This window comes from Blastococcus sp. SYSU D00820, assembly GCF_054050695.1.
Genome location: NZ_JBJGZW010000017.1, coordinates 38,965 through 57,769 on the forward strand (window position 1 = coordinate 38,965; position 18,805 = coordinate 57,769).

Genomic DNA, 18,805 nt, shown 5'->3' on the forward strand with positions numbered 1-18,805 from the left:
CGAGGAGCACCGATGGCTGCTGTCGAGGTGACCGACCTCCGCAAGGAGTACGGCGGGTCCCCCGCCGTCGACGGGTTGTCCTTCGTCATCGAGGAGGGGGAGGTCTTCGCCCTGCTCGGTCCGAACGGCGCGGGGAAGACCACCACCGTCGAGATCCTCGAGGGGCATCGCCGGCGCACCTCCGGGCAGGTCCGCGTGCTGGGCTACGACCCGGAGACCGGCGGCCGGGAGTACCGCGAGCACATCGGCATCGTGCTGCAGGAGGCGGGCTTCGACGACGACTTCTCGGTGCGCGAGCTCGTGCGCCTGCACCGCGGGCTGTACCCCCGGCGGCGCGCCGTCGACGAGGTCATCGACCTGGTGGGCCTCGGGGACAAGCGGGAGGCGCGGGTCAAGACCCTCTCCGGCGGCCAGCGCCGGCGACTCGACCTGGCCCTCGGCCTGGTGGGCGATCCCGACCTGCTGTTCCTCGACGAGCCGACGACGGGATTCGACCCCTCCGCCCGGCGCCGTGCCTGGGACCTCGTGGAGCAGCTGCGCGGCCTGGGCAAGACCGTGCTGCTCACGACCCACTACCTCGACGAGGCCGAGCACCTGGCCGACCGGGTGGCGATCGTGGCGCGGGGCCGGCTGGTCGCGGTGGGCACACCGGCCGAGCTGGCGGCCGGTCACGAGGCGGCCGTGGTCCGGTTCCGCCTGCCGTCGGACGCCGACCCCGCGACGCTGCCGGCGCTGGACGGCGACCTGGCCCGCGAGGGGCTGGACTGGCTGCTGAGCACGGTGCAGCCCACGGCGGCCCTGCACCGGCTCACCGGCTGGGCGTTGCAGCGCGGGGTCGAGCTGCCGGCGCTCGAGGTGCGCCGGCCGTCGCTGGAGGACGTCTACCTGCGGCTGGTCGGCGGGACGGCCGAGGACGAGGGGCGGGTGCCGGTGGCCCGCTCGGCCCAGGACGCGACGGTGCGGAGCGGATCGTGACCGCACGCGCGGACGCGCCGGCGACGGCGCGCCCGGGCCCGATCGCGCTGCTCGGAGGCCAGGTCCGGTACGCCGTGCTGGACCTCTGGCGGACGGGCGTGGTGCTCGTCTTCAGCTTCGCGCTGCCGCTGGTCTGGCTGCTGGTCATCGGGGCGGTCGCGGGCAACGAGACCGTCGACGAGGCCGGCGGGGTGCGGGTGATGCAGTTCGCCACCCCGACGGCGATCGCCATGGGTGTCCTGTACTCCGCCTATCCCACCGTGGCCATCTCGCTGGCCGCGGCCCGCGAGGCCGGGGTGCTCAAGCGGCTGCGCGGCACGCCGCTGCCCGCGTGGGCGTACCTGGCGGGGCGGATCGGCGGCGCGGTCGTGTTCGCCCTCGCCTCCGTCGCGGCCGCGCTGGCCGTGGGCGTGGTCGGCTTCGACGTCCGGATCCTCGACCGGACCCTGCCGGCGACGGTGGCCACCCTGGTCCTGGGCATCGCCTGCTTCGCCGCGATCGGACTGGCCGTGGCCGCGGTGTCGCGGACCCAGGCCGTCGCGCAGGCCGCCTCCGTGGCGACGGCGGTCACGCTGACCTTCGTCTCGGGGATGTTCACCCTGGACAGCGCCACCCCGCGGTGGCTCGACGTCATCGGCGAGGTGTTCCCGCTCAAGCCCTTCACCGCGATGCTGCAGGAGCAGTTCGACCCGTTCGGCTCAGGGTCGGGCTGGCACTGGGGGCGGGCGGCCGTCGTCGCCGGCTGGGGACTGCTGGCGGGTGTCGTGGCCGCGCGCTGGTTCGGCTGGGAGCCGGGCCGGCGGGGCGGGGGAGCCGCACCGCCGGCCGGCGCGCCGGCGCGCGCGACGGGGAACGCTCCGGCGGGGGCGGTGCGCTCCGGGCGCCCGTCGTCGCTCGCGATGGTCCTCGACCAGGCACGCGCCGCCGACCGGGCGGCGCGGCGTGACGCGGCGTCCCTGTTCTTCGCGCTGGTCATGCCGGTCGGCCTGTACGCGTTCTTCGTGGGCACCCAGGGCAGGGGCGGCGAGGTCGGCGGCATGCCGTTCGAGACCTTCTTCGCCGCCGGGATGGTGGCGTGGGGCGCCGGGGTGACCGTCGTCATCAACCTGCCGGAGTCGGTGGCCCTGGCCCGGGACAAGGGGGTGCTCAAGCGGCTGCGCGGCACCCCGCTGCGACCGTGGCAGTACCTCGCCGGCCGGACGGCGGCGGGTCTGTGGATGGCCGTGCTGATCGCGGTGCTGGTCCTCGGCGTCGCCGTCCTGGCCTTCGACGTCCGGCTGCCCGCCGGCGCCGTGCTCCTGGGGCTGCCGATCGTCCTCCTGGGCACCCTGACGCTCACCGCCTGCGGGTTCGCCCTCGCCTCGTTCGTGCCCACGGCGAAGGCGGTCGGTCCCGTCGCCCTCGTCGTGCTGCTCCCGCTGGCGTTCTTCTCCGACGTGTTCCTGGTCGGCGGCCCGGAGTGGATGCGCACCATCGGCGGGCTGTTCCCGCTGCGCCACTTCCAGAGCGCGCTGGCGCAGGCCTGGCACGTCACGCCGTCGATCGGCTGGGACCACGTCGCGGTCCTGGCCGGGTGGGGCGCCGTCGCGGCCGTCGTGGCGGTCCGCTGGTTCCGCTGGGAGCCGCGCGGCGGTCAGTGACCGCCGCGGAGCAGCTCCTCGAACGACGGCGTCCCGCCGAACGGGCCGTCGAGCACCGGCCGGGCCACCGCGGCCGGCCGGCCGCCGACCAGGTCGGCCAGCTCGCCGGCGGCCCGGTCGACCCGCTCGGCCAGGCTGCGGCTGGTGCCGTCGCCGCCGGCCCAGTCCTCGGCGGCGGCGAAGACGGCGGTCGGCACGGTCACCGCGCGCAGGTAGGCGAACAGCGGCCGCATCGCGTGCTCGAGCACCAGGGAGTGCCGGGCGGTGCCGGCGGTGGCGCCCATGAGCACCGGGGTGCCGGCCAGCGCGTCGCGGTCCAGGACGTCGACGAACGTCTTGAACAGGCCGCTGTAGGACGCCGAGAACACCGGCGTCACCGCGATCAGGCCGTCGGCCCCGGCCACGGTGCCCAGCGCCGCCTGCAGCGACCGGTTGGCGAACCCGGTGACCAGGTCGTCGGCGAGGTCGCGGGCGTGCTCGCGCAGCTCCACGACCTCGACGGTCGCGTCGTCCCCGCGCCGCCCGAGGGCGGCGACGGTGGCGGCGGTGAGGCGGTCGGCCAGCAGCCGGGTGGACGACGGCGTGCTCAGCCCGGCGCTGACGACGGCGAGGGTGCGGGTGCTCATCGGACCGGGACCTCCTCCTGCTGCTGCGCGGCGCGGGCCGCCACGAGGGCGGCGTGGGTGGGGGCGTCGGGCACGTGCGCGGGCTTGAGCGCGGCGAACTCGCGGCGCAGCACCGGCACGACCTCCCCGCCGAGGATGTCCAGCTGCTCGAGCACCGTCTTCAGCGGCAGCCCGGCGTGGTCGACGAGGAACAGCTGCCGCTGGTAGTCGCCGACGTACTCGCGGAAGCCCAGCGTGCGCTCGATGACCTGCTGGGGGCTGCCCACGGTCAACGGCGTCTCGCGGGTGAACTCCTCCAGCGACGGGCCGTGGCCGTAGACCGGGGCGTTGTCGAAGTAGGGCCGGAACTCGCGGACGGCGTCCTGGCTGTTCTTGCGCATGAACACCTGCCCGCCGAGGCCGACGATGGCCTGGTCGGCGCCGCCGTGCCCGTGGTGCTCGAAGCGGCGGCGGTAGAACTCGACCATCCGGGCGGTGTGCTCGGCCGGCCAGAAGATGTGGTTGGCGAAGAACCCGTCGCCGTAGTACGCGGCCTGCTCGGCGATCTGCGGGCTGCGGATCGAACCGTGCCAGACGAACGGCGGGACGCCGTCCAGCGGGCGCGGGGTCGAGGTGAAGCCCTGCAGCGGGGTGCGGTACTTGCCCGACCAGTCGACGACGTCCTCGGTCCACAGCCGGCGCAGCAGCGCGTAGTTCTCGACGGCGAGCGGGATGCCCTCGCGGATGTCCTGGCCGAACCACGGGTAGACGGGGCCGGTGTTGCCGCGGCCCATCATCAGGTCGACCCGGCCCTCGGCCAGGTGCTGCAGCATCGCGTAGTCCTCGGCGATCTTCACCGGGTCGTTGGTGGTGATCAGCGTGGTGGACGTCGACAGCTGCAGCCGCGTGGTGCGGGCGGCGATCCAGGCCAGCAGCGTGGTCGGGGAGGAGGAGAAGAACGGCGGGTTGTGGTGCTCGCCGAGGGCGAAGACGTCGAGCCCGACCTCCTCGGCCTTCAGCGCGATCGTCTGGACGGCCTTGATCCGCTCGGCCTCCGCGGGGGTGCGGCCGGTGGTCGGGTCCTGCGTGATGTCGCTGACGGTGAAGATCCCGAACTGCATGTCGATCGCCTCTTTGGTTGAGAGTGCAACTACTGGCCCGTGCAACCGGGGGTCGGGGGCGGGCATTCCCCGCGCTCCGGTCGTGACCGCTTCGTGACCGCTCCGTGACCTCTCATTGCCCCTGCGTAGTGGGCCGGGCACGCGCCGCTGGACTACGCCGGGAGCGCTCCGGAGGGCTCCGGATCGCCCTTCGCGGAGCGCGCCGGTGCGTCATCGTGGGTCGTGGGCGGATCCCCTCCGCAGGTGGGAGCGGAGGGGGACGGCGGACCCGGAGGGTGCTCCATGTCGCTGCGCGAAGAGGTACCGACCACTCCTGCGCCGGGCGCCGGGCCCGCTCGCGGTCTCGACGCGCTGCTCGGCACCGACCCCTGCTTCTCGGGCGCACTGCGCGGCTACGACCGGCTCCAGGTCGACACCTACGTGGCCTGGGCGGAGAACGAGATCGCCCTGGCGCGCCGGGAGAGCGACCACCTGCTCAGCCGCTACGCGGCCTGCTCCGGCGAGCTGCAGAACGCCCGCCGCCGGCTGGCGCAGTTCGTCCGCGAGCGGGACGGCGGAAAGGTGCGGGAGCTGGTCGAGCGCGCGGAGCGCCGCGCGGCCGAGACGGTGGCCGACGCCGAGGCCGAGGCCGAGCGGATCCGCGCCGAGGCCTGCACCGAGGCCGAGGCCCGGCTGGCCAAGGTGGCCGCGCTCCGGGACGCCGCCCGGGCCGAGCGCGACGAGCTGCTCGCCGGCGCCCGGCGGGAGGCCGAGGAGCTGCGCCGCGCCGCCGCCGAGGAACTCGCCGCGCGCCTGGCCGACGAGGAGCAGCGTGCCCGGCAGGACCGCGAGGCCGCCGAGGCCGCGGCCGCCGCCCGGCTGGCCGCCGTCGCCGCCGAGGTGCAGGCGCTGGAGGCGCAGCGGGACGAGGCCCGGCGGTCGCTGCGCCGGCTGACCGGCCAGATCGGCGACGCGCTGCAGGTGGTGGCCGGCAGCCTGCCCGAGGACCTCGTGCAGCTGACCGACGCCAGGCGTCCGGTGTCGGCGAGCTGAGGCCGGCGCCACTCCGGACGCTCCCCGCCCCACCCGTCACAGGGGTTGCGCGAGCTTCCTCACGGCGGGAATCCCGCTCGCGGCATTGTCACGGGACGGTAACGCCGCCTACGGTCGAGGCGTCCGGTCGGTCCGCAGTCCCCATCCGGGGAGCCCGGCCGGGCGCCGCCGAGTCGTGTCCGCACCCGTGGACGCGAGCCGGGGACCCACCGCAGCACCGGGGTGAATCCCGTCTGCCGGACGCCCGCCGTCCGTCAGCCGGGTAGGGCGCTTCCTTCCCGCCCGAACCCGTCAGCTAACTCGGTAGGCGGCCGCAGAAGGAACGGAGAGTCTCCGCATGCCCCGCCTCCGGGCTCCCTCGGGTTCCAGGGCCTCCCGGCCGCGCACCGCGCCGCCGACGTCGACGTCCTGACCCGCTGACGCCGGCCGGCCCCAGAGCCGCCGGCCCCCCGAAGACCACCGCAGCGCCGGGGTCGCCGCCCCGGGACCGGGGTCGCCTCCGCGCGCGCACTCTCCCTCGGAGCACCGCACCCCCATGCCCACGAGCACCCCGCAGTCCCCGGCCGCCGACACCCTCGAGGCGCCGGCCGTTCCCGCCGCCCCCGCCCGGGGCCGCCGCCGCGCCCGCCGCGCCACCACCCCGCTCGGCCCGCGCCGCCCCGCGCTCTACCTGGCCGCCGCGGCCGCCGGCGCCGTCCTGGTCAACGTGCTGACCACCAGCCCGCCGGCCGCAGACGCCGAGACCCGGACCGCGTCGGTGTCGGTCAGCGTCGCCGAGCAGCTCGGCATCACCGCCGAGCAGGCCGCGGCCGCCACCCCCGACCTCACCGGCCTGGAGGACCTCGCCGCCTCGCGCAGCGAGCGCGACGCCGCCGAGGCGCAGGCCGCCCAGGCGCAGGCCGCCGCCGACCAGGCCGAGCTCGACCGCCAGGCCGCCGAGGCCGCGGCCGCCGCGCAGGCCGCTGCCGAGGCGCAGGCGGCGGCGGAGGCCGCCGCCGCTGCCGAGGCCGCCGCCGAGCAGGCCGCCACCCAGCCGGCCGCCGCCCCGGCCCCCTCCTCCTCGGGTGGTGGGCAGGGCTCGTTCAAGGACTACGCCATGGCGCAGGTCGGCAGCGGCGGGGAGTTCGACTGCCTCGAGCGCCTCTGGGGCCGGGAGAGCGGCTGGAACCCCAACGCGCAGAACCCGACCAGCACCGCCTACGGCATCCCGCAGTTCCTCGACTCGACCTGGGCCGGCACCGGGATCGCCAAGACCAGCGACGGCTACCGCCAGATCGACGCCGGGCTGATCTACATCGAGAACCGCTACGGCTCGCCGTGCGGCGCGTGGGCGCACAGCCAGTCGACCGGCTGGTACTAGAAGGACCCCACTGCCCCCCACGCCTCGCAGGCTCGGCGCGGGACCCTGCAGCGGGGCCGCCGCTGCCCCCCACGCCTCGCAGGCTCGGCGCGGGACCCTGCAGCGGGGCCGCCGCCGCGGCGGCGCGGGGCCAGGTGGTGGGATCCCCGGGTGACGCTCGTCCCCGTGCCCGCCGCCTTCGTCCGCGCCCACACCCAGGTGCGCCGGCCCTCGTCGGTGCCGGAGGTCCGGCTGCACGTCGCCGACGACGTCGTCGCCCTGTGGGAGGCCATGGAGGTCGACGCCGGGGGAGCCGGTGACGCCCCGCCGTTCTGGGCGGCGGCCTGGCCCGGCGGGCAGGCCCTGGCCCGCTTCGTCCTCGACACCCCGGAGGTCGTGGCCGGCCGGACGGTCCTCGACCTCGGGGCGGGCAGCGGCCTGGTCGTGCTCGCCGCGGCACTGGCCGGGGCGACCGGCCTGCTGGCCAGCGACGTCGACCCGTTCAGCCGGACGGCGATCGGCGTGAACGCCGTCCTCAACGGCATCCGCGACGTCAGCGTGCTCGGCGACGTGCTGGGCCACGACCTGCCCGGCGTGGACGTCGTCCTGGCCGGCGACGTCTGCTACGACCGCGCGATGACCGAGCGGGTGCTGCCGTTCCTCGAGCGGCTGCGCGACCGGGGGGCGGAGGTCTACATCGGCGACCCCGGGCGCCCCTACCTGCCGCACGAGCGCCTGACCGCGGTCGCCGTCTCCGACATCGCCGAGACCGAGGGCCCGGGCATCCGGCGGACGACGGTGTGGCGGCTGCCCTGAAGGGGTGGGCCCCGGCTCGACACCGTGTCGAGATCCTCGACGCTGGTTAGGGTCGGCGGCGTGGCCGCACCGCTCGACGACGCCGCCGGGCCCTCGCGCGGGCGCCGCACCCGCCGGCCCTCCGGCGACGACCGGGAGCGGGCCCTGCTGGCCACCGCCGAGCGGCTGCTCGAGGAGCGGCGGCTGGCCGAGATCTCCGTCGACGACCTCGCCCGCGGCGCCGGCATCTCCCGGCCCACCTTCTACTTCTACTTCCCGTCCAAGGACGCCGTCGTCCTCGCGCTGCTCGACCGCGTGGTCGCCGAGGCGCGGGCGCTGCGCGCCCAGGCGCTGGCCGGCGCCTCCGGCGACGTGCGGGAGAGCTGGCGGCTGGCGCTGGTCGCCGTCCGCGACACCTTCCGGGAGCACCGGGCCCTGACCGCCGCGGCCACCGAGCTGCTGGCCGGGAGCGCCGAGGTGCAGGCGCTGTGGTCGCAGGTGATGGAGGGCTTCGTCGAGGAGACCGCCGCGGCCATCGAGGCCGAGCGGGCCCGCGGCGCGGCGCCGGACGGGCCGCCGGCCCGCGACCTCGCCGTCGCGCTGAACTGGATGAACGAGCGGGTCATCCAGGTCACCTACGCCGGCCGGACGCCGGCGCTGGCCGAGGACGACCTGCTCGACGTGCTGCTGACCGTCTGGCTGCGGACCATCTACGGGACCGACAGCCCGTAGTCGCCGCGCAACCTCCGGGCCGACGCGTCGTTGAGCCTCTCGACACCGTGTCGACAAGGGCGTCGGCGGCAGGCACGATCGGGGGGCCGCCGCCGCCCGCGGCACGGTGGCCGCACCACCGACCGGACGAGCAGCACCTCGACGACGAACGGGAAGTCCATGACGACCTCGCACGCCACCGCGGTCGACCGCGCGCAGGACCCGGCGCCGACGCAGCACGTCGACGTCGTCGTCGTCGGCGCCGGGCTGTCCGGCATCGGCGCCGCCTGCCACCTGGAGCGCGAGCGCCCCGGCACCACGTACGTGGTCCTCGAGGCCCGCGACGCCATTGGCGGCACGTGGGACCTCTTCCGCTATCCGGGCATCCGCTCGGACTCGGACATGTTCACCCTCGGCTACCGGTTCCGGCCGTGGACCGATCCGCAGGCGATCGCCGACGGCGCCTCGATCCGCCGGTACGTGCAGGAGACCGCGCGCGAGTTCGGCGTCGACCGGCACATCCGGTTCGGGCACAAGGTGCTGTCGGCGGAGTGGTCCAGCGCGGACGCCCGCTGGACGGTGACCGCCGAGCGCACCGACACCGGGCAGCGGGTGACGATCACCTGCGGCTGGCTGTCGGTCTGCTCCGGCTACTACCGCTACGACCAGGGCTTCAGCCCGGAGTTCCCCGGCGCCGACCGCTTCCGGGGGCAGATCGTGCACCCGCAGCACTGGCCCGAGGACCTCGACTACACCGGCAAGCGGGTGGTGGTCATCGGCAGCGGGGCCACCGCGGTCACCCTCGTGCCCAGCATGGCCGGGGACGCCGCCCACGTCACGATGCTGCAGCGGACGCCGAGCTACATCCTGTCGCTGCCCGGCCGCGACAAGCTGGCCGAGGCGCTGCGCGGGCGGCTGCCCGACCGGGTCGTCGACCCGGTCATCCGGTGGAAGAGCGTGCTGCTGTCGATGCTGTCCTACCAGTTCAGCCGCCGGCGGCCGGCTGCGATGAAGGCGATCCTGCGGCGGCTGACGCAGAAGCAGCTGCCCGAGGGCGTCGACGTCGACACGCACTTCGCCCCGCCCTACGACCCCTGGGACCAGCGGCTGTGCCTGGTGCCCGACGGCGACCTGTTCAAGGCACTGCGGGCGGGCACCGCGTCGATCGTCACCGGGCGGATCGAGACCTTCACCGAGACCGGCATCCGGCTGGAGTCCGGGGAGGAGCTCGAGGCCGATCTGATCGTCACCGCGACCGGCCTGAATCTGCTGCCGATCGGCGGCATGACCCTGTCGGTCGACGGCGCGCAGGTCGACCTCGCCGGGACCGTCTCCTACAAGGGGATGATGATCTCGGGCGTCCCCAACTTCTCGCTGACCATCGGCTACACGAACGCGTCGTGGACGCTCAAGGCCGACCTGGTCGCCCAGTACGTCTGCCGGCTGCTGGCGCACATGGAGGCCAACGGCTACGACACCGCCACCCCGGTGCCGCCGGCCGAGGGCGCCGACGAGCCGTTCCTCGGCCTGACCTCGGGCTACGTGCAGCGCAGCCTCTCGCAGCTGCCCAAGCAGGGCTCGCGGGCGCCGTGGAAGCTGTACCAGAACTACATCCGCGACGTGCAGCTCATGCGCCGCGGTCCCCTCGAGGACGAGGGCATCCGGTTCGGCCGCCGCGCGGCCACGACGCTGGCGGAGGCCGCGTGATGGAGGACTACCGCTTCGCCGGCGGAACGGCGCTCGTGACCGGTGCCGCCAGCGGCATCGGCGCCCAGCTGGCCCCGGCGCTGGCCGCCCGCGGCAGCCACCTGGTGCTGCTGGACCGGGACGCCGAGGGCCTGGCCACGGTGGCCAAGGAGATCGGCACGGCACACCCCGAGCTGACGGTGACCACCTACGTCGTGGACCTCGCCGACGCCGAGGACACGCAGCGGGTCGCCGACGCGCTGGTGACCGGGCACCCCGGGATCACGCTGCTGGTCAACAACGCCGGGGTCGCCCTCGGCGGGCGGTTCGACCAGGTGACCCTCGAGGAGTTCGACTGGGTCATGGAGATCAACTTCCGGGCGGTGGTGCGGCTGACCAAGGCGCTGCTGCCGACCCTGAAGGCGCACCCCGGATCGCACGTCGTCAACGTCTCCAGCCTCTTCGGGCTCCTGGCGCCCGCCGGCCAGGCCGCGTACTCGGCGAGCAAGTTCGCCGTGCGCGGGTTCACCGAGGCGCTGCGGCACGAGCTCGCCGAGGACGGCGTCGGCGTCACCAGCGTGCACCCCGGCGGCATCAAGACCCGGATCGCGGAGTCCGCCCGGGTGGCCGCCTCGGCCTCGGCGGAGGAGGCCGCGCAGGGCAAGAAGGAGTTCGCCCGGCTGCTCACCTTCCCGGCCGACGAGGCGGCCGCGTTGATCGTCTCCGCGATCGAGAAGCGGAAGCCGCGGCTGCTGATCGGGCTGTCGGCCGTCGTCCCCGACCTGCTGGTCCGCATCGCGCCCGGCACCTACGGAAAGCTGCTCGCTGCGGTCACCCGGCTGGCCGGGCGGCTGCGCCGCTGACCCCCGGGCCGTGGCCGCCGTCCACGTCGGCACGTCCGGCTGGAGCTACGACCACTGGGACGGCGTCCTCTACCCACCGGGGACGCCGTCCCGGGACCGGCTGGCCCACTACGTCCGCCGCTTCGGCACCGTCGAGCTCAACGCCAGCTTCTACCGCTGGCCGCGGACGGCGACCTTCGCCGGCTGGCGGTCGCGGCTGCCACCCGGGTTCCAGCTCTCGGTCAAGGCGCCGCGCGGCCTGACCCACGCCAAGCGGCTGTACGCGCCCGAGGCCTGGGTGGAGCGGATGACCGCGGCCTGGCACGAGCTGGGTGACAAGCGCGCGGTCCTGCTCCTGCAGCTGCATCCCGCGCACGCCCGGGACGACGCCCGGCTGGAGTACCTGCTGCGGCTGCTGCCGGAGTGGATGCGGGTCGCGGTCGAGTTCCGGCACCCGAGCTGGCACACCGACGAGGTGTTCGCGCTGCTCGAGCGGCACGGCGCGGCGTACTGCGTGATGAGCGGCGCCGGGCTGCCGTGCGTGCTGCGGGCGACCGCGCCGTTCGTGTACCTGCGCATGCACGGACCGGACGAGCGGCACCTGTACGCCGGGTCCTATCCCGACGCGGACCTGCGCTGGTGGGCCGACCGGATCGGGGAGTGGCGCGGGCAGGGGCGCGACGTCTACGCGTACTTCAACAACGACGGGCACGGGCATGCCGTGCGAAACGCCGAGACGCTGCGGGCGTTCGTGGGTTGAAAGGTGGCCGTGCCGGCCGCCCGGCCGGAATGGCGCTTCTGGTCATCGGCCCCGGCCCCGCGTCTCTCGGCTCGACGGGCGTCGTGCACGCAGAGTCACGGTGGGCGGCGGACGTGTGCAGGGGCCGATGCTCGTGCCCTGCCCACCACGGTGGGCAGAGCACGAGTCCGAGGAATGCCCGTAGTCCGCCTCTGACCTGCGCTTTCGCCTTGCCGCGCACCCCTCGCTCCGCTAGACTTCGTCCATGTGTTCGACTGTCGAACCGGGAGGCGATGTCCTCGACGTCATCGCTGCCGGGGTCGCTGAGCGCAACCGGCGGGACGCCGAGCTGACCGCTCAGGTGCGGGCAGCAGAGCTGGCTCAGGCGGCCGAGCGCGACGGCCTGAAGGCGATGACCTCGTGGTTGAAGGGTCACTGCCGGATGGCGGGGCCCGAGGCGGTGCGGCTGGTCCGCAACGGCCGCGCCTTGGAGCATTTGCCGGCGCTGGCCGAGGCGTTCGCGGCCGGGTTGGTGAGTGCGCAGCAGGTGCACATTGCCGCCGACGCGGTCACGCCGGCCCGGCTCGCGGCCGCGGCAGCCCAGGGCGTGGATCTAGCGGTGATCGACGCTGTCTTGACGCAGGTGGCCATCGACCAGCCGGTCGAGAGCCTGGTGCAGGTGGTGAAGAAGTACGTCGACAACCTGGATCCCGACGGCCCCGAGCCCGATCCGACCGAGCAGCGGTCGTTGACGATCAGCCGGCACGCCGACGGCACCGTCTCCTTCTCCGGCACGCTGGACGCCGTCGGCGGGGAGAAGCTGCAGACCGTCATCGAGGCCCATTCCCAGGCCGACCGGCCCGCCGACGACACCCGCACCCGGGCGCAGCGGCAGGCCGACGCCCTCGTCCAGGCCATCGACAACACCCTCGCCGCAGGCAACCTGCCGGTCCTGCGCACCCGCAAGCCCCAGGTGCTGGCCACCATCCCGCTGTCCGACCTCGCCTCTCCCGCTACCGCACGCGGTGCGGGGCGGATGGGGTTCGGTGCCGCCATCTCCGCCGCCCGCGCCCGGTGGCTGGCCTGCGACGGGGAGATCACCCGCCTGGTCATGGGTCCCGACGGTCAGCCGCTGGACGTCGGCAGGACCGCCCGCGTCGTGCCCCCGCACCTGCGGCGGGCGGTCGAAGCGCGGGACGGGGCCTGCGTGTTCGCCGGCTGCACCGCTCCGACGCACTGGTGCGACGTCCACCACCTGGTGCACTGGATCGACGACGGCGCGACCTCCTTGGAGAACTCCGCGCTGCTGTGCGAGCGGCACCACACCAAGGTCCACTCCGGCTTCCGCGTCCAACGGCAACCCGACGGCCGATGGCGCACCTGGCGCCCCGACGGCACCGAGATCACCACCCCCGCACCCCTGCGCGCCACCGCCGCCTGACCGCGCCCACCTGACCCGAGCACCGGCTGCCCGCCGCCGCGCCCCGCGCGGACGGCGGCACCGGCATGCCCGCACACGCTCGTGCTCTGCCCACCCCGGTGGGCAGAGCACGAGCATGCGGCAGGGGAGGTGCCCGGTGCCGCCCGGCCGGCCGGCGCCCGGCGCGGCAGACTGGCGCGAGGACCTGCGACGACGAGCTGGAGGCAGCGCGATGAGCGAGCAGCCGGAGACCCCGCGGGAGCCGGCCGGCGGCCTGGTGAGCCGGTCGATCGAGGAGTTCGTGGCCCAGCTGCGCGGCTTCACCGACCGGGCGCGCGGCCTGGCCGCGGGCGCCGTGCCGACCGGGCTGTCCCTGCCCCGGCTGCCCTCGCCGCCCGGCGCGATGTCGGCCGCCCAGCTGCGTGCCATCGACCAGGCCGTCCGCGGCCAGCGCCAGCAGATCCAGGGGCTGGTGGCCCAGCTGCAGGCCTTCGACGAGCAGCTCGCCGTCTTCGAGAAGATCCTCGACCCGCTGGTCGAGTGGAGCTCGACGTGGGCGCGGCTCGAGGAGTCGGTGTCGGAGTTCGTCCGTGGCCCGGGCAGCGGTGACGGCGGCCGGGGGAGCACCCCGCAGTCACCGGCTCCCTGACCTGCCGGAGGGACGCCGCCCGGTGGGAGGGTGCCCCCACGGGAGCGGGCCGCGCTCCCCGGACCGGGAGGGGCCGCACATGGCCGCGCGCTACGAGTACAAGGTGGTCGAGCTCCGCGAGGGGCTCATCGGCGGGAAGATGTCCGGTGACAAGCTGGAGAAGGTGCTCAACGAGCAGGCCCGCCAGGGCTGGCAGCTCAAGGCCCTGACCGCCGTCGAGGTGAAGGGCCGCATCGGGCCCGGCGGCGTCGAGGGCGTGCTGGTGACCTTCGAGCGCCCGACCGCCTGACCCCGCGACCGCTGGAGGCCCCGTGACCCCGACTCCCATCCCGACAGCGGGGGCGGACGGCCGGGGCCTCCTGCGGGCCGACTGCGCGCGCTGCGTCGGCCTCTGCTGCGTCGCGCCGGCGTTCGCCGCCTCGGCCGACTTCGCCATCGACAAGCCGGCCGGCCGGGCCTGCCCCAACCTGCAGACCGACTTCCGCTGCGCCATCCACGCCGAGCTCCCGGCGCGCGGCTTCCGGGGCTGCACCGTGTTCGACTGCTTCGGCGCCGGCCAGCAGGTCACCCAGGTCACCTTCGGGGGCACCGCCGACTGGCGGGACGGGCCGGAGACCGCGGCGGCCATGTTCGCCGCCTTCGGCGTCATGCGCCAGCTGTCCGAGCTGCTCTGGTACCTCACCGACGCGCTCACCCGGCCGGCCGCGGCCCCCCTGCACCGCGAGCTCACCGCGCTGGCCGACCGCACCCGCGCGCTCACCGCGGCCGCCCCGGACGAGCTCGCCGCCGTCGACACCCGGGTGCTGCGGGCGGAGGGCCGGCGCGCTGCTCGGCTCGGTCAGCGAGCTGGTCCGCTCCGGCCTGCCGCGGCGCGCCCGCGACCGCCGGGACGCCGACCTGATGGGCGCCGACCTCCGGCGCGCCGACCTGCGGGGAGCGAGCCTGCGCGGCGCCTACCTGATCGCCGCCGACCTCCGCGGCGCCGACCTCCGCGCGGCCGACCTGCTCGGCGCCGACCTCCGGGACGCCGACCTGCGCGGCGCCGACCTGCGCGACGTCCTGTACCTCACCGGCCCGCAGCTCGCCGCCGCCCGCACCGACGCGACCACCCGTCTGCCGGCGGGGCTGCGGTGACCGGGCCGGCCGCCCGGCTCGCCGCCCTGACCGGGGGGACGACGCCCGAGGCCGCCTGGGCGCTGTTCGACGACCTGGCACCGCTGGCTCCTGCCGAGGCGACCGGCCGCTGGCGCGGCGCCGAGCTGCCCACCGGCAGCCGGCTCACCGGCCTGCTCGCCGCGCACGGCTGGTGGGGCAAGGAGGTGGTCGACGCCGAGACCGTGCACCCCCTGCTGTTCGCCGGCCGCGACGGCCGCCCGGTGCCGGTCGACCCGGCGCCCGCGCCGCTGGCGCTGCTGCGCCGGTGGCCCGGCCTGGCCCGCAGCGCGGTCGCCCGCGCCGGGTTCCCGCTGGTCCGCCCCCTCCTGCGGGCCCGCCGCCCCGGCGGCCGCATCCGCCCGGTCCAGCACCGCGGGGTGGTCACCGCCGCGCTGCTCTACGACGCGCTGCCGATCGTCGACGTCCTCCGCCGGGTGGACGCCGACACCCTGCTCGGCGTCATGGACCTGCGCGGGCTGCCCGAGCCGTTCTTCTTCGTGCTCCGCCGCGACGGGGACTAGAGCTCGCCGTCCTCGTCCGCCGGCCGGCCGCGGCGGCGCAGGATGCCGGTCACCGCGCCGACCCGCGAGGTCGCCTGGTGCAGTCCGGAGATCAGCGGCATGAGGTCGTCGTGGATGCGCCGCAGGGTGTCGGGGATGTCGTCGACCGCGGGGTCGTCGAGCACCTTCCCGACCCGCACCAGCCCCGGCCGCAGCGCCCGCACCGGCTCCTCCAGCTCGTCGACCAGCGACTCGAGCCGCTCGGCGGTGCGCTGCGCCGAGGTGATCGTCTCCGTGGCCACGCGCGTGGCCGCGATCAGCTCGCGGACCGCCGCGTTGAGGTCGGTCAGCGTGCGCGGCAGCGACGCCAGGGCCTCGGTCTGGGCCTGCAGCGCGGCGAGCAGGTCGGAGAGGCCGGGGATGCGGGGCATGCCGAGGCGGAAGGGGTCCACGGCGGCCACCGTCCGCGCCCGGACGGCGTCGCGCAAGCGGGGGCTCAGAGCGCCTTGAGGATGTCCTCCACCCGCTCGCGCGCGTCGCCGAAGAGCATCCGGGTGTTCTCCCGGAAGAACAGCGGGTTCTGCACCCCGGCGTAGCCGGTGTTCATCGACCGCTTGAAGACGACGACGTGCTCGGCCTCCCACACCCGCAGCACCGGCATGCCGGCGATCGGGCTGCCCGGGTCGTCCGTGGCGGCCGGGTTCACCGTGTCGTTGGCGCCGATGACCAGCACGACGGAGGTGGCGGCGAGGTCGTCGTTGACCTCGTCCATCTCCAGCACGATGTCGTAGGGCACCTTGGCCTCGGCCAGCAGCACGTTCATGTGGCCGGGCAGCCGGCCGGCGACGGGGTGGATGCCGAAGCGGACGTCCACCCCCGCCTCGGTGAGCTTGCGGGTCAGCTCGGCGACCGGACCCTGGGCGTGCGCGACCGCCATGCCGTAGCCGGGGGTGATGACCACCGACCGCGCCTGCCGCAGCAGCTCGGCGGTCTCCTCGGCGGTGATCTCGGTGTGCTCGCCGTCCTGGTCGCCGGAGGCGGCGCTGGCGCCCTCGTTGCCGAAGCCGCCGGCGATCACCGACAGGAACGAGCGGTTCATCGCCTTGCACATGATGTAGGAGAGGTAGGCACCGGAGGAGCCGACCAGCGCGCCGGTGATGATCAGCAGGTCGTTGTCGAGCAGGAACCCGGAGGCGGCGGCCGCCCAGCCCGAGTAGCTGTTCAGCATCGAGACGACCACCGGCATGTCGCCGCCGCCGATCGAGGCCACCAGGTGCCAGCCCAGCGCCAGCGCCAGCACGGTGAGCGCGGCCAGCACCGGGAGGCTGGGCTCGACGACGAAGACCACGGTGAGGACGACGAAGGCCACCAGCGCGCCGAGGTTCAGCGCGTTCTTGCCCGGCAGCACCAGCGGGTTGCTCTTGATCCGCGCCGACAGCTTGAGGAAGGCCACGACCGAGCCGGTGAAGGTCACCGCGCCGATGAAGACGCCGATGGCGACCTCGGCGGAGTGGATGCCGACCGGCAGCCCCAGCTCCTCGGCCTCCCCGGCCGGGGCTCCCTCGACCGAGAGGTAGCCGTTCCAGCCGACGAGGACGGCGGCCAGCCCGACGAAGCTGTGCAGCAGGGCGATCAGCTCGGGCATGCCGGTCATCTCGACCCGCATCGCCCGCCAGATGCCGATCACGGCACCGGCGACCATGGCGACGGCGATCAGCGCGACGGCGACGGCGTCGAGATCGCGGGCGGCCAGCCCGATGGTGGCGGCCAGGGCCAGCGCCATGCCGGCGATGCCGTAGCCGTTGCCGGCCTTGGCCGTCTCGTGCCGGGACAGCCCGGCCAGGCTCAGGACGAACAGCAGGCCGGCGACGAGGTAGGCGGCCGCGGCCGCGGTGGTGGCGGTCATGGCTCAGCGCTCCGCGGTCGTGCGGGCCGGGCCGCGGGTGAACATGCCGAGCATGCGCCGGGTCACGGCGAAGCCGCCGAAGACGTTGATGCTGGCCAGCAGGACGGCGATGAACGCCAGCACGGTGACCACCGTGCTCCCGTGGCCCAGCTGCAGCAGCGCGCCCACCACGATGATCCCCGAGATCGCGTTGGTCACCGACATCAGCGGCGTGTGCAGGGCGTGGTGCACGTGGCCGATCACGTAGAACCCGACCACCACGGCGAGCGCGAAGACGGTCAGGTTGCCCACCAGCTGGCCGGGCGCGAACGCGGTCAGCGCGAACAGCACCGCGGCCGCGGCCACGACCAGCGCCGACCGGCGGGCCGGGGACATCGCCGTCGCGGCCGGTGTCGGCAGCGGCGCCGGCGGGGGAGCGGCCGGGGCCGGCGCCGGGGCGGCGGAGACGGCCACCGGCGGCGGGGGCCACAGCGTCTCGCCGTCCTTCACCACGGTCATCGCCCGGACGACCACGTCGTCGAGGTCCAGGACGATCCGCCCGTCCGTGCCGGGGGTGAGCAGCTTGAGCAGGTTGACCAGGTTGGTGCCGTAGAGCTGGGAGGCCTGGGCGGGCAGCCGGCCGGGCAGGTCGGTGTAGCCGATGATCGTGACGCCGTTGGGCGTGACCACGACCTCGTCGGCCACCGTGCCGGCGACGTTGCCGCCCTGGGCGGCGGCCATGTCCACGATCACCGAGCCCGGCTTCATGGCGGCGACCATGTCCTCGGTGATCAGCCGGGGCGCCGGGCGGCCCGGGATGAGCGCCGTGGTGATGACGATGTCGACGTCCCGGGTCTGCTCGGCGTACATGACCGCGGCGCGGGCGTCGTAGTCGGCCGAGGTCACCGAGGCGTAGCCGGTGCCGCCGCCGGCCTGCTGCTCGTCGGCCGGGACGCCGACGTACTCCCCGCCCAGCGACCGGATCTGGTCGGCGACCTCCGGGCGGACGTCGGTGGCGCGGACGATCGCGCCCAGGCTCGAGGCGGTGCCGATCGCCGCCAGCCCCGCGACGCCGGCGCCCGCGATGAGGACCTTGGCCGGGGGTACCTTGCCCGCCGCGGTCACCTGACCGGTGAAGAACCGGCCGAACGCGTGGGCGGCCTCCACGACCGCCCGGTAGCCGGCGATGTTGGCCATCGAGGACAGCACGTCCAGCGACTGGGCCCGCGAGATCCGGGGGACGGCGTCCATCGCCAGCGCGGTCACCGGCCGCGCCGCCAGCGCCGCGACGAGGTCGGGGTCGAACGCCGGCGCGAGCAGGCTCACCAGGATCGCGCCGTCCCGCAGCCGGGCGATCTCCCCGGTCGTCGGCTTCGCGACGTGCAGGACGACCTCGGCGCCCCACGCGTCGTCGGCCGTGCCGACCCGCGCGCCGGCCGCCGCGTACTCCTCGTCGGGGAAGCTGGCCGCCGCGCCCGCCCCGGTCTCCACCACCACCTCGTGGCCGAGGGCGAGCAGCTGGGACACCGTCGACGGGGTGGCTGGCACCCGCGTCTCGCCGGGACGGGACTCCCGGGGCACTCCGATGAGCACGCGCGCTCCGATCCTGCAGGTCGGGCCGGCGTCGTCGCCGGCGGGGGCCTGGGTGGTGCGGGTGCATCGTGACAGCCCGTGTCCGCCGGGCCGTGCGCGGGTCGCCTCCCTCGCGACG

General features: G+C 75.2%; 19 protein-coding genes and 1 riboswitch. Of the genes, 14 read left to right on the top strand and 5 right to left on the bottom strand.

Translation table 11 applies throughout. From position 1 onward, the window contains the following. Positions 1-12: 12 nt before the first annotated feature. Positions 13-975 carry an ABC transporter ATP-binding protein gene (locus ACI79R_RS16930; RefSeq protein ID WP_456574816.1) on the top strand — a complete coding sequence of 321 codons (963 nt, stop codon included), beginning with the start codon at positions 13-15 and terminating at the stop codon, positions 973-975. Further along, entirely contained in the window at positions 972-2,615 is a 1,644-nt protein-coding gene (locus ACI79R_RS16935; RefSeq protein ID WP_456574817.1) for an ABC transporter permease, read from the top strand. The genes ACI79R_RS16930 and ACI79R_RS16935 overlap by 4 nt, the downstream gene beginning before the upstream one ends. Here ACI79R_RS16935 and ACI79R_RS16940 read toward each other — a convergent pair. Together ACI79R_RS16940 and ACI79R_RS16945 are read right to left on the bottom strand one after the other, a co-directional pair. Beyond that, entirely contained in the window at positions 2,609-3,241 is a 633-nt protein-coding gene (locus ACI79R_RS16940; protein ID WP_456574818.1) for an FMN reductase, read from the bottom strand. The two genes, ACI79R_RS16935 and ACI79R_RS16940, sit on opposite strands and share 7 nt — an antisense overlap. Next, the gene (locus tag ACI79R_RS16945; RefSeq protein ID WP_456574819.1) at positions 3,238-4,341 is read right to left on the bottom strand and encodes an LLM class flavin-dependent oxidoreductase; all 1,104 of its coding nucleotides are present in this window, start codon (positions 4,339-4,341) and stop codon (positions 3,238-3,240) included. The genes ACI79R_RS16940 and ACI79R_RS16945 overlap by 4 nt, the downstream gene beginning before the upstream one ends. A gap of 282 nt (positions 4,342-4,623) precedes the next feature. Here ACI79R_RS16945 and ACI79R_RS16950 point away from each other — a divergent pair, with 282 nt between their 5' ends. The 12 genes from ACI79R_RS16950 to ACI79R_RS17005 all read left to right on the top strand — a co-directional run bounded on the left by ACI79R_RS16950 (position 4,624) and on the right by ACI79R_RS17005 (position 15,230). Beyond that, on the top strand, positions 4,624-5,373 hold the full coding sequence (locus tag ACI79R_RS16950) for a hypothetical protein (RefSeq protein WP_456574820.1): 750 nt from the start codon (positions 4,624-4,626) through the stop codon (positions 5,371-5,373). A 166-nt stretch (positions 5,374-5,539) separates the two neighbouring features. Continuing rightward, positions 5,540-5,696, top strand: a riboswitch (cyclic di-AMP (ydaO/yuaA leader). 212 nt (positions 5,697-5,908) lie between these two features. Beyond that, positions 5,909-6,733 carry an aggregation-promoting factor C-terminal-like domain-containing protein gene (locus ACI79R_RS16955; RefSeq protein ID WP_456574821.1) on the top strand — a complete coding sequence of 275 codons (825 nt, stop codon included), beginning with the start codon at positions 5,909-5,911 and terminating at the stop codon, positions 6,731-6,733. Positions 6,734-6,883: 150 nt separating this feature from the next. Beyond that, positions 6,884-7,528, top strand: a complete 645-nt coding sequence (locus ACI79R_RS16960) for a class I SAM-dependent methyltransferase (RefSeq protein ID WP_456574822.1) — start codon at positions 6,884-6,886, stop codon at positions 7,526-7,528. Positions 7,529-7,588: 60 nt separating this feature from the next. Further along, positions 7,589-8,239 carry a TetR/AcrR family transcriptional regulator gene (locus ACI79R_RS16965; protein WP_456574823.1) on the top strand — a complete coding sequence of 217 codons (651 nt, stop codon included), beginning with the start codon at positions 7,589-7,591 and terminating at the stop codon, positions 8,237-8,239. Positions 8,240-8,398: 159 nt separating this feature from the next. Further along, positions 8,399-9,925, top strand: coding sequence for a flavin-containing monooxygenase (locus ACI79R_RS16970; RefSeq protein ID WP_456574824.1), 1,527 nt, complete (start codon positions 8,399-8,401; stop codon positions 9,923-9,925). After that, entirely contained in the window at positions 9,925-10,767 is an 843-nt protein-coding gene (locus ACI79R_RS16975) for an SDR family NAD(P)-dependent oxidoreductase (protein WP_456574876.1), read from the top strand. The genes ACI79R_RS16970 and ACI79R_RS16975 overlap by 1 nt, the downstream gene beginning before the upstream one ends. A 10-nt stretch (positions 10,768-10,777) precedes the next feature. Then, complete coding sequence (locus ACI79R_RS16980; protein WP_456574825.1) at positions 10,778-11,506, top strand: DUF72 domain-containing protein; 729 nt, start codon at positions 10,778-10,780, stop codon at positions 11,504-11,506. 244 nt (positions 11,507-11,750) lie between these two features. Beyond that, positions 11,751-12,926 (top strand): DUF222 domain-containing protein, encoded by a 1,176-nt coding sequence (locus tag ACI79R_RS16985; protein ID WP_456574826.1) that lies wholly within the window; start codon positions 11,751-11,753, stop codon positions 12,924-12,926. A gap of 211 nt (positions 12,927-13,137) precedes the next feature. Continuing rightward, positions 13,138-13,554: a hypothetical protein gene (locus ACI79R_RS16990; protein ID WP_456574827.1), complete on the top strand. Its 417-nt coding sequence runs from the start codon at positions 13,138-13,140 to the stop codon at positions 13,552-13,554. 79 nt (positions 13,555-13,633) lie between these two features. Beyond that, on the top strand, positions 13,634-13,843 hold the full coding sequence (locus ACI79R_RS16995; protein ID WP_456574828.1) for a DUF4177 domain-containing protein: 210 nt from the start codon (positions 13,634-13,636) through the stop codon (positions 13,841-13,843). A gap of 611 nt (positions 13,844-14,454) precedes the next feature. Beyond that, positions 14,455-14,688, top strand: coding sequence for a pentapeptide repeat-containing protein (locus tag ACI79R_RS17000; protein ID WP_456574829.1), 234 nt, complete (start codon positions 14,455-14,457; stop codon positions 14,686-14,688). Then, positions 14,685-15,230: a DUF4334 domain-containing protein gene (locus ACI79R_RS17005; RefSeq protein ID WP_456574830.1), complete on the top strand. Its 546-nt coding sequence runs from the start codon at positions 14,685-14,687 to the stop codon at positions 15,228-15,230. Before ACI79R_RS17000 ends, ACI79R_RS17005 begins: the two co-directional genes overlap by 4 nt. On the opposite strand, the gene ACI79R_RS17010 is transcribed toward ACI79R_RS17005, so the two are convergent. Genes ACI79R_RS17010 through ACI79R_RS17020 form a run of 3 tightly spaced genes read right to left on the bottom strand, consistent with a single transcriptional unit; the run spans position 15,227 to position 18,687 of the window. Beyond that, the gene (locus tag ACI79R_RS17010; RefSeq protein WP_456574831.1) at positions 15,227-15,661 is read right to left on the bottom strand and encodes a hypothetical protein; all 435 of its coding nucleotides are present in this window, start codon (positions 15,659-15,661) and stop codon (positions 15,227-15,229) included. The two genes, ACI79R_RS17005 and ACI79R_RS17010, sit on opposite strands and share 4 nt — an antisense overlap. A gap of 44 nt (positions 15,662-15,705) precedes the next feature. Continuing rightward, positions 15,706-17,115: a Re/Si-specific NAD(P)(+) transhydrogenase subunit beta gene (gene pntB / locus ACI79R_RS17015; protein WP_456574832.1), complete on the bottom strand. Its 1,410-nt coding sequence runs from the start codon at positions 17,113-17,115 to the stop codon at positions 15,706-15,708. Positions 17,116-17,118: 3 nt separating this feature from the next. Beyond that, complete coding sequence (locus ACI79R_RS17020) at positions 17,119-18,687, bottom strand: Re/Si-specific NAD(P)(+) transhydrogenase subunit alpha (RefSeq protein WP_456574833.1); 1,569 nt, start codon at positions 18,685-18,687, stop codon at positions 17,119-17,121. Positions 18,688-18,805: the final 118 nt, after the last annotated feature.

Coding starts and splice junctions, on each gene's coding strand:
- pntB (WP_456574832.1), bottom strand. CDS start 17,115: ATGACCGCCACCACCGCGGCCGCGGCCGCCTACCTCGTCGCCGGCCTG.
- ACI79R_RS16990 (WP_456574827.1), top strand. CDS start 13,138: ATGAGCGAGCAGCCGGAGACCCCGCGGGAGCCGGCCGGCGGCCTGGTG.
- ACI79R_RS16945 (WP_456574819.1), bottom strand. CDS start 4,341: ATGCAGTTCGGGATCTTCACCGTCAGCGACATCACGCAGGACCCGACC.
- ACI79R_RS16940 (WP_456574818.1), bottom strand. CDS start 3,241: ATGAGCACCCGCACCCTCGCCGTCGTCAGCGCCGGGCTGAGCACGCCG.
- ACI79R_RS16955 (WP_456574821.1), top strand. CDS start 5,909: ATGCCCACGAGCACCCCGCAGTCCCCGGCCGCCGACACCCTCGAGGCG.
- ACI79R_RS16950 (WP_456574820.1), top strand. CDS start 4,624: ATGTCGCTGCGCGAAGAGGTACCGACCACTCCTGCGCCGGGCGCCGGG.
- ACI79R_RS16995 (WP_456574828.1), top strand. CDS start 13,634: ATGGCCGCGCGCTACGAGTACAAGGTGGTCGAGCTCCGCGAGGGGCTC.
- ACI79R_RS16930 (WP_456574816.1), top strand. CDS start 13: ATGGCTGCTGTCGAGGTGACCGACCTCCGCAAGGAGTACGGCGGGTCC.
- ACI79R_RS17000 (WP_456574829.1), top strand. CDS start 14,455: ATGGGCGCCGACCTCCGGCGCGCCGACCTGCGGGGAGCGAGCCTGCGC.
- ACI79R_RS16970 (WP_456574824.1), top strand. CDS start 8,399: ATGACGACCTCGCACGCCACCGCGGTCGACCGCGCGCAGGACCCGGCG.
- ACI79R_RS16985 (WP_456574826.1), top strand. CDS start 11,751: ATGTGTTCGACTGTCGAACCGGGAGGCGATGTCCTCGACGTCATCGCT.
- ACI79R_RS16975 (WP_456574876.1), top strand. CDS start 9,925: ATGGAGGACTACCGCTTCGCCGGCGGAACGGCGCTCGTGACCGGTGCC.